Source organism: Methylocella silvestris, from assembly GCF_002891535.1.
GTDB lineage: Bacteria > Pseudomonadota > Alphaproteobacteria > Rhizobiales > Beijerinckiaceae > Methylocapsa > Methylocapsa silvestris_A.
The window spans coordinates 80,545-88,977 of the sequence record NZ_PDZR01000018.1 but is presented as its reverse complement, the minus strand read 5'-3'; the positions used below and the strand labels follow the sequence as shown (position 1 = coordinate 88,977).

General features: G+C 64.9%; 9 protein-coding genes. 1 reads left to right on the top strand and 8 read right to left on the bottom strand.

Translation table 11 applies throughout. The features are described from left to right. Window positions 1-525 (bottom strand): YbgF trimerization domain-containing protein (locus tag CR492_RS14845; RefSeq protein WP_280951548.1); only part of this gene is annotated, 525 nt, incomplete at its 3' end. A gap of 349 nt (window positions 526-874) precedes the next feature. Here CR492_RS14845 and glmM point away from each other — a divergent pair. Further along, a complete protein-coding gene (gene glmM / locus CR492_RS14840) occupies window positions 875-2,224 on the top strand; it encodes a phosphoglucosamine mutase (RefSeq protein ID WP_102844514.1) in 1,350 nt (449 codons plus the stop codon). A 55-nt stretch (window positions 2,225-2,279) separates the two neighbouring features. Here the strand turns inward: glmM and CR492_RS14835 are convergent, their stop codons facing one another. The 7 genes from CR492_RS14835 to ssuD form a co-directional block, all read right to left on the bottom strand. Beyond that, window positions 2,280-2,483: a hypothetical protein gene (locus tag CR492_RS14835; protein ID WP_102844513.1), complete on the bottom strand. Its 204-nt coding sequence runs from the start codon at window positions 2,481-2,483 to the stop codon at window positions 2,280-2,282. 43 nt (window positions 2,484-2,526) lie between these two features. Beyond that, a complete protein-coding gene (locus tag CR492_RS14830) occupies window positions 2,527-2,775 on the bottom strand; it encodes a hypothetical protein (protein WP_102844512.1) in 249 nt (82 codons plus the stop codon). A gap of 154 nt (window positions 2,776-2,929) precedes the next feature. After that, window positions 2,930-3,880 (bottom strand): sulfonate ABC transporter substrate-binding protein, encoded by a 951-nt coding sequence (locus CR492_RS14825; protein WP_102844511.1) that lies wholly within the window; start codon window positions 3,878-3,880, stop codon window positions 2,930-2,932. Between the two features lie 54 nt (window positions 3,881-3,934). Beyond that, entirely contained in the window at window positions 3,935-4,714 is a 780-nt protein-coding gene (locus tag CR492_RS14820) for an ATP-binding cassette domain-containing protein (RefSeq protein ID WP_102844510.1), read from the bottom strand. Between the two features lie 4 nt (window positions 4,715-4,718). Beyond that, window positions 4,719-5,492 (bottom strand): ABC transporter permease subunit, encoded by a 774-nt coding sequence (locus CR492_RS14815; RefSeq protein WP_180982567.1) that lies wholly within the window; start codon window positions 5,490-5,492, stop codon window positions 4,719-4,721. 294 nt (window positions 5,493-5,786) lie between these two features. After that, window positions 5,787-7,244 (bottom strand): FAD/NAD(P)-binding protein, encoded by a 1,458-nt coding sequence (locus tag CR492_RS14810; RefSeq protein ID WP_102844508.1) that lies wholly within the window; start codon window positions 7,242-7,244, stop codon window positions 5,787-5,789. After that, window positions 7,241-8,428 (bottom strand): FMNH2-dependent alkanesulfonate monooxygenase, encoded by a 1,188-nt coding sequence (gene ssuD, locus CR492_RS14805; protein ID WP_102844507.1) that lies wholly within the window; start codon window positions 8,426-8,428, stop codon window positions 7,241-7,243. The genes CR492_RS14810 and ssuD overlap by 4 nt, the downstream gene beginning before the upstream one ends. Between the last annotated feature and the right edge of the window lie 5 nt (window positions 8,429-8,433).

Sequence of the window (8,433 nt, the reverse complement as noted above, 5' to 3'; positions counted from 1 at the left end):
GCGCGGCGCTCCGGGCGCCGCCGGATCAGCTGACGGGTCGAAGGCGTCGCCGCGCCGCGCCGTGCGCGACGGCGGAGATCCGGCCGCTGGCCCCCCCGATGGGGTCGCCGGGGACCCCGCCGCCGCCGAGCGATTGTCGCCGCTGAGGTAATCGTCGATGGCGTCCGTGCGCTTTTGCGGCTTGACGGCGGCCGCCGGAGCGCCGCGCCCGCTATCCTGAAAGCGGAAATCGACGTCTTCCTGAAATTTTCGCAGCTGATCCTCAAGCTTGCGGTTCTGGAACTGCAATTGCTCGATTTGGCCATTGAGTTGGCGCAGCTGCGCCTCCAACCGGTCGACCCGGACGAGCAGCGAGGAGGGGTCGGCGTCCTGCTGGCCGTAGGGATCGCCGCCGACGTCGGACGGCGGCGCACGATAGTTTTGCGCGAGCAACTCGCCGGCGGGCGCCTCCCCCGCGCAGATGAGAGAGGCAAGACAGATAAGCGCCGCGGCGCCGGCGCTTGCGAAAGGCCTTGAAAGCCTCATGATGCGAGTTCCCACAAAAATGGCGTGATTTATTCTAAAATAACGCTTCTGCTGTAGACCGGTGGTTTATCGAGAATTGGACCGCGAGACCCCAAGGCCGCGGCCGCAGAGGCCCGACGATCACTGCGATCAAACCGAATCCGTGTAAATGCGGACAAGATGATGAATGCAAGGCGTCGCCGGGTTTTGGCTGATTTAAACGATCACGGCTGCGTGTCATATCCGGGAAATACGCTGCCCGCCGGGCGAAATGGCGACAGTTTTGCGCCATGTTCGCGCAACGGGGCCGGGGCGACGGCATGATGCCGGAAAGTCGCAGACGGGCGAAAGCTTCAGGGATTGCTCATTAATGTCTCGTAAACATTTTGGAACCGACGGAATCCGCGGCCAGGCCAATTCCGTCATCACGCCCGAACTCGCGATGAAGGTCGCGCAGGCGACAGGGGTGCTGTTTCAACGCGGCGAACATCGCCATCGCGCGGTCATCGGCAAGGACACGCGGCTGTCGAGCTACATGATCGAATATGCAATGGTCGCGGGCTTTGCCTCGGTCGGCGTCGATGCGCTGCTGCTCGGGCCGATGCCGACCCCGGCGGTCGCCATGCTGACCCATTCGATGCGCGCCGATGTCGGCGTGATGATTTCGGCATCGCATAATTCTTTTGAAGACAATGGCATAAAGCTGTTTGGGCCCGACGGCTTCAAGCTTTCGGATGAGGTCGAGACGAAGATCGAGACGATGCTCGAGGCCGGTTTCGCGCTAAAGCTGTCGAAGCCGGCCGACCTCGGCCGCGCCATGCGCGTCGAGGGCGACCGCGCCCGCTATATCGAATTCGCCAAGCGCACGCTGACGCGCAGCCTGTCGCTCGAGGGCCTTCGCATCGTCGTCGATTGCGCCAATGGCGCGGCCTATAAGGTCGCCCCCGAGGCGCTCTGGGAGCTTGGCGCCGAAGTGTTCTCGATCGGCGTCGAGCCAGACGGCTTCAACATCAATCGCGGCGTCGGCTCGACCTCGCCGCAGGCCCTCGTGAAGAAAGTGCGCGAAATGCGCGCCGATATTGGCATCGCGCTCGATGGCGACGCCGACCGCGTGCTGATCGTCGACGAAACCGGCAAGATCGTCGACGGCGACCAGCTCATGGCGGTTATCGCCGCGAGCTGGAAGGAGGACGGACGGCTCTCCCGGCCGGGCGTCGTCGCGACCGTGATGTCGAACCTCGGCTTAGAGCGCTATCTCGAAAGCATTGGTCTGACGCTGGCGCGGACCGCGGTCGGCGACCGCTACGTGCTCGAACATATGCGCAGCGAGGGCTACAATCTCGGCGGCGAGCAATCTGGCCATATCATTCTTTCGGATTTCTGCACGACCGGCGACGGCCTTGTCGCCGCGCTGCAGCTTCTCGCCGTCGTCAAGCGGCTCGAAAAGCCGGTCAGTCAGGTCTGCCGCCGTTTCGAGCCCTCGCCTCAGGTCTTGAAAAGCGTTCGCGTCGCGGCGGGCAAGCCCCTCGAGGATGCGAGCGTCGCCCGCGCGATCGACCTTGCGCGCAAGAAGCTTGCGGCGTCGGGGCGTCTCGTCATTCGCGCGTCCGGCACCGAGCCGGTGATCCGGGTGATGGGGGAGGGCGACGACCTCGACCTCGTCGAGGCCGTCGTCAATGAATTATGCGACATCGTCGCGCGTTCGGCGCGGGCGGCTTGAGCCGCCGGCGCCGATTATTCGAGGCGGCCTCTGAAGCCCAGAGGAAGCAATCCGGTCAGCGCTTGAACTCAGCCTGACAGGCGCGGGTAAGATGAAACATATTGCGCTCCAGACAATGCTGGATCCGCAGATGGTCCGGGATAACGGCGCGGCAAAACTTGAACGCATCGTCGTGGCAGGGATTGCGCGCTGAAGCCGGCGCGGCTGCAAGGGTCACAAGCGCAAGCGCGGCGGCGGCAAGGCTAAGTTTCAAATTCATGGCGTTTCTCCAATCCTCAATTTTCTTCGTCGCCTGAGGGCTTTTATCTGCGCTTCTTCTTCGCGGGAGCGATGATCGAGCGGCAAGCCGGACTGAGATAGGCCTTGTAGGTCACGAGGCAGGTATGAATCTTCGCGTGGTCGGGAATATAGGGCGCGCAGAGGCGGAGCGCGTCGCCCTGACAGTCAGCGGCTTCCTGCGCCTGGCTCAGGGCCTGGCCGGGCGTCGTCGCCGACATCGCCGCGCAAAATGCGGTCGCGGCGGCAAGCGTCCATCTTACGGTCTTGCGCATTCTCTCGTCCCCCCTCCGACCTTCGGGCCCCCTCGGGCCCGTTTCGGGCCTCTCCCGTTCGCGTCGATAATCGATTGCAGGAGCGACCGCAATAGCCACGCCTTCGATGATGCACAAAACGGCGGCGGGACGAAATTCCGGCGACTGCGCGGGATCAGGCGCGGGGCTTTCTCACAGCTTCGGCGACATTGACGGGCTTTGGCAGCAGGCCGAGCTTGAGGAATGTGTCGGCGATCAACTGCTGGTCAGCGACGACTTTTTCGGTCAGGGGGGCGACGCCGAAATTCTGCCGCTTCAGCGCGACGGTCAGGGCCGGGGCCGGAATGCCGGTGAGAGGGGCAAGCGTTTCGGCCGCCGCTGTCGTGTCCTTTTCCACCCAGCGGTTGGTCTCGTCGATCGCGCCGATCAGCGCCTCGATGATCGCCGGATTCGCGTCGGCGAATTTCCGCGAGCCGAGATAAAATTGATAATTCGGCACGATCCCTTCCGCGGTTGTCAGCGGCCGGGCGCCGATGGAAACTTCGGCGGCGGCGAAGAAGGGATCCCAGATCGCCCAAGCGTCGATCGCGCCTCGCTCAAAGGCGGCTCTTGCGTCCGCCGGCGGCAGGAAGGCGGTTTTGATCTCGGAGTAGGCGATCCCGTGTTTCTCGAGAGCCTTGACCAGCAGGAAATGCACATTCGACCCCTTGTTGAGGCCGACTGTCTTGCCCCGCAGCTCTTCCACTGATTTGAGCGCGCTGTTGTTTGGAATGATGATTGCCTCGCCGCCCGGCGAGGCTGGCTCGTTGGCGAGATAGAGCAGATTGTCGCTCGCGGCCTGAGCGAAGATCGGCGGCGCCTCGCCGGTCTGGCCAATGTCGATCGCCCCCGCGTTGAGCGCCTCAAGCATCTGCGGACCGGCGGCGAATTCGGACCATTTCACGGCAACGCCGAGAGGCTCCAGCTTCTTTTCGAGAATGCCCTTTCCCTTCAACAGCACCAGCGTTCCATATTTCTGGTAGCCGACCCGCACAACAGAGTTGGCGGCGAGACTGGCGCGGGCATTCATGGATAGAGCAAGGCCAGCGGCTCCAGCAAGGGCCGCACGTCGGCTGATATGCGTCATATAACACCTGTGATGTTGTTTGTGGAATTGGCGACGCCGCAAGCTAAAGTTGGCTTAGGCGCCAAACAGCTGATCGAGAATGCGCGCCTCGATGGCCGCGCTTTCGGGCGAGCCGCGGCGCCGCGGCCGGGGCAGCGGGGCCGGAAGATCGAGCGCGACCTTGCCGGAGTCGACAAGAACGATGCGGTCGGCGAGCGCGGATGCTTCGGCGACGTCATGCGTGACGAGCACGGCGGTAAATCCCTGTTCGAGCCAGATGCGCTCGATGAGCCTTTGCATGTCGATGCGGGTCAGCGCATCGAGCGCGCCAAGCGGCTCGTCGAGCAACAGCAGCTGCGGCCGGCTGACGAGCGCTCTTGCGAGCGCAACGCGCTGCTTCTGTCCGCCCGACAGAACGGAGGGCCATTCGCCGGCGCGGTCCGCGAGTCCGACCGCTTTGAGCGCGCTCAAAGCCCGCTCGCGCCCCTCGGCCTTGTTCACCCTCGCGGGCAGCCCAACCTCGACATTGGCAAGGACCCGCCGCCATGGCAGCAGCCGCGGCTCCTGGAACATCATGCGCGTCACCGGCTCCGCGCCGCCAATGGCGACGGCGCCTTCCGACGGCGCGTCGAGACCGGCGAGCTGACGCAGCAGCGTGCTCTTGCCGCAGCCGCTCTCGCCAACGACGGCAAGAAATTGGCCCGCCGGAATGTCAAGGTCGAGACCGTCGAGGACAGGCGTCTGTCCGAAGCGCCGCGTGACGCCGATAAAGCGGGCGGGGACGCCTCTTGCCTCCGCGAGGGGCGTCGGCGCCGAGTCGAAGGCTCGCCTTTGAGGTGCGATGGCAAGGCTCATGCGTCTAGCTCCGCGCCGGTTGAAAATTGGGATGCCAGCTGAGGCAGACGCCCTCAAGCAGCCGCGTCAGAACATCGGCCAATTTGCCGAGCAGGGCATAGATGAGGATCGCCAGCATGACGACGTCGACCTGCAAAAACTCGCGCCCCTGCATCGCCATATGGCCGAGCCCTGATTGCGCCGCGATGGTTTCGGCGACGATCAGCGTCAGCCACATGACGCCAAGCGCAAAGCGCAGGCCAACGAAGATCGACGGCAAGGCGCCGGGAAGGATAACGCGCACAAACAATGTGACGGGCGTCATGCCATAGGCGCGGCCCATTTCGATCAGGTGGGGATCGACGGTCCGGACGCCATGCAGCGTGTTGATGTAGATCGGGAAGAAGACGCCAAGCGCGACGAGAAAGAGTTTGGCTTCCTCATCGATGCCGAACCACAGGATGACAAGCGGGATCAACGCCAGATGTGGCACGTTGCGGATCATCTGCAGTGTTGTGTCGGTGTAGCGATGGCTGAGTTCGGATACGCCGTTGGCGATGCCGAAGACGAAGCCGATCGCCCCCCCGACGATCAGGCCGGCAAGCGCCCGCGCCGCGCTGACCGCCATATTCTGGAAGAGGTCGCCAGAGCGCGCCGCCTGCCAGCCCGCGAGCGCGATGGCCGAAGGGGCGGGAAGCACATTGCCGTGGATGACGCCGGCCCGGGACAAGGCTTCCCATGCCAGGATGAGAAGGAGAGGAAGAATCCAGCCAGCGAGGCGCCGCTCGATGCCGGCCATGCGCCGAGGTGCGCTCTGTGTTTGCGGGGGCCTCGCTGCGACCGGCGCATCAGGCGTGGCGCTGGCGCCAGGTCGACGCGCCGCGTCCGTGGCGAACGCCGCCGCTTGCGCGGCGTCTAATGTTTGCTGCTGCATGAACCCTCGGGAGCCCCTCGCGCGATTGGCCCTGCGCGAATTGCGATGGCGCTCAGGGATGCCACAGCGGAAACGGTATGTCTAGTTATTCTATAGAGTATTATCCTATGCCTGTGAAAATGTCCGTCCTCGCAATAGGCCACGACGTTGGCCCATGTTTCAGGGGGACGCCGGGATCGCCGCGGGCGTCTTGCGCCGATCTGGCTGACACGCCTGCTGCTCGGCCAATCGTTCGGCCACATGTGTCGCGATGCGGACAGCGTAATTGGTGACGTCGGGCAATCCCATCAGCTCGCCGAACGTGCCGCGGGCAAGCGGACCTGCGACGAAGAGATCGCTCGCCGGCTGATCGCCCGCGCCGATCACGCGACCGTTCAGATCGACATCGATCCCGAGCCGGAGCGGATCCGGCCGCGCCAGCCCCGCCGCCTGCATCGCCTGAAGCAGGAGGTTGTCGGTAAAGACGCCGCCATGCGCCGGACCGGTGGCGAGAATGACGGCGTCGAAGGCGAGCGTTTCCGTTTCGCCTTTGCTTTTGCCGCCACGGCTTCGCAGCATGACCTGCATGGTTTCGCCTCTGCGTTCGGCGCGGCGCAGGGATGCGGTCTTGAGCGTCAGGCTTCCGTCAGCAATCTTCCGGTCGAGCGTCGCCTCGATCTGCGGCGCGATGCGGAATCGATGCACGTCCCAGAACGGCCGGATCAGCCGCAAGAGCCGCGCCCGCTCGGGCAGGGGCAAGGCGCGCCAGATCGCAGTGCCCTGAAGGCGGACCTGATCGAGCGCGCCATGCCAGCTTTTGCCCTGGGCCGCGCCCTCGGCCACGGCCTTACGCACGCGGCGCACCAGCTCGCGCACGGTGCGCGCGGGACGGGCGGCAAAATCGCCATAGGGCTCGACGGCGGCGGGGGGATGGCCGCGCGATCTGAGGCCGCGCCGCGACACCGCGGTAATGGGGCCGCGATGGCCAAATCGATCGAGCGAGGCGACGATATCGGCCATAGTCAGCCCGCTGCCGACGATCAGCACGCGGGCCTCGGCGCCGATTCCCTCAAGAGCGCCGGGCGCCCAGGGATTTTCGATGAAGTGCGAATGGCCGGCGAAGGCGTCGGCCAGCATTGCGGGCGGGCTCGGCGGGGGATGGCAGACGGCGAGAACGACGATCTTCGCAAAAATGGTCCGGCCGTCCGAACAGGCGATGGCGTAGCCTTGCGGCGTCTCCTCGACCTGCTCCGCGGTCGCGACGACATGAGCGATCTTGTCGCCAAAGGCGCGAAGCTGTTCGCCCATATATTGGCCGAAGACGGCGCGGGCAGGAAAATTGCGTCCGTCCGGCAGCCGCGCCGTGGGATCTTCGTCAAGCCGGCCGGAGGCCGTGAGCCAGTCATTGAAATCATTTGGCTCTTCGGGACTGATCGACATGCGCGCGGCCGGCACATTGATGCGCCAGCTCGGATCTTCCGCGCCATAGGCAAGGCCGCGGCCGAGATTGGCGCGCGGCTCGATGATGACGACGCGCTCGAGATCCGGGCGCAGCCGAAGCAAATGAAAGGCGACCGTCGCGCCGGAAAACCCGCCGCCTATGATCGCAACGGGCGTGGGTGCGGATTGAGCGCTCAAGATTGCGAGACGGCCCGTGCGGCCGGCCGATAGTCGTTTGCGATGGTTTCGCCGAAAGGACCCGTGTTCACCGAGAGCTCCGCTTTCCGGACGCCATGGTTGAGCCGCAGCCGGGGCAGCACAAGCTCGGCGACGCGATAGGCTTCCTCAAGATGCGGATAACCCGAAAGGATAAAGGTGTCGATTCCGAGATCGGCATATTCCTGGATGCGTGCGGCGACCGTCGCGCCGTCGCCGACGAGAGCGGTTCCGGCGCCGCCGCGTACGAGGCCGACGCCCGCCCAAAGATTTGGGCTGACTTCGAGCCTGTCGCGCCGCCCGCCATGGAGCGCCGCCATGCGCGCCTGACCGACCGAGTCGAGGCGCGAAAATACTTTCTGCGCCGCGGCGATGGTGTCGTCGCTGAGATGGCTGATGAGTTTGTCGGCGGCGGCCCATGCGGCCTCGGTCGTCTCGCGCGCGATGACATGCAGGCGGATACCGAAGCTGATGTTGCGTCCGCGGGCGGCTGCAGCGGCGCGAACCACTTTAAGCTTCGCGGCGACGGCTTCCGGAGGCTCGCCCCAGGTCAGATATTTGTCGACATGCTCGGCGGCGACATCATTGGCGGCGGCCGAAGAGCCGCCGAAAAAGAACGGCGGCGGCGCCTGCCGGGGCGTGAACAGAAGATGTCCGTCCTCCAGCTTGATGTGTTTGCCGGAAAAATTGACGCGTTCGCCCGCGAGCAGCGCGCGGTAGACGGTGAGGAACTCGCGCGTCACCTCATAGCGCTCGTCATGGTTCAGAAAGATTCCGTCGCCGGCGTTCTCGGCCGGATCGCCGCCGGTGACGACATTGATGAGCAGGCGCCCTTCGGAAATCCGGTCGAGCGTCGCGGTCATGCGCGCCGCGAGCGTGGGGGAGGAAAGGCCCGGCCGCACCGCGACGAGGAAACGAAGTTGCTTCGTCAGCGGCGCGAGCGCCGAGGCGACGACCCAGGAATCCTCGCAGCTTCGGCCGGTCGGCAGCAGCACTCCAAAATAGCCGAGGCTGTCAGCCGCCTGCGCGACCTGACTCAGATAGGCGAAATTGGTGTCGCGTCCGCCTTGCGTCGTGCCGAGATAGCGGCCGTCGCCATGGGTCGGTATGAACCAGAGAACGTTAAGGCCGTTTTGGGCGTCGCCCGAAGGCGTGGCGTTGGTCATGGGAT

Excerpts from the sequence above, each read along its gene's own strand:
- CR492_RS14815 (WP_180982567.1), bottom strand. The coding sequence starts at position 5,492 with ATGGCCGGCATCGAGCGGCGCCTCGCTGGCTGGATTCTTCCTCTCCTT.
- glmM (WP_102844514.1), top strand. The coding sequence starts at position 875 with ATGTCTCGTAAACATTTTGGAACCGACGGAATCCGCGGCCAGGCCAAT.
- ssuD (WP_102844507.1), bottom strand. The coding sequence starts at position 8,428 with ATGACCAACGCCACGCCTTCGGGCGACGCCCAAAACGGCCTTAACGTT.
- CR492_RS14820 (WP_102844510.1), bottom strand. The coding sequence starts at position 4,714 with ATGAGCCTTGCCATCGCACCTCAAAGGCGAGCCTTCGACTCGGCGCCG.
- CR492_RS14835 (WP_102844513.1), bottom strand. The coding sequence starts at position 2,483 with ATGAATTTGAAACTTAGCCTTGCCGCCGCCGCGCTTGCGCTTGTGACC.
- CR492_RS14825 (WP_102844511.1), bottom strand. The coding sequence starts at position 3,880 with ATGACGCATATCAGCCGACGTGCGGCCCTTGCTGGAGCCGCTGGCCTT.
- CR492_RS14830 (WP_102844512.1), bottom strand. The coding sequence starts at position 2,775 with ATGCGCAAGACCGTAAGATGGACGCTTGCCGCCGCGACCGCATTTTGC.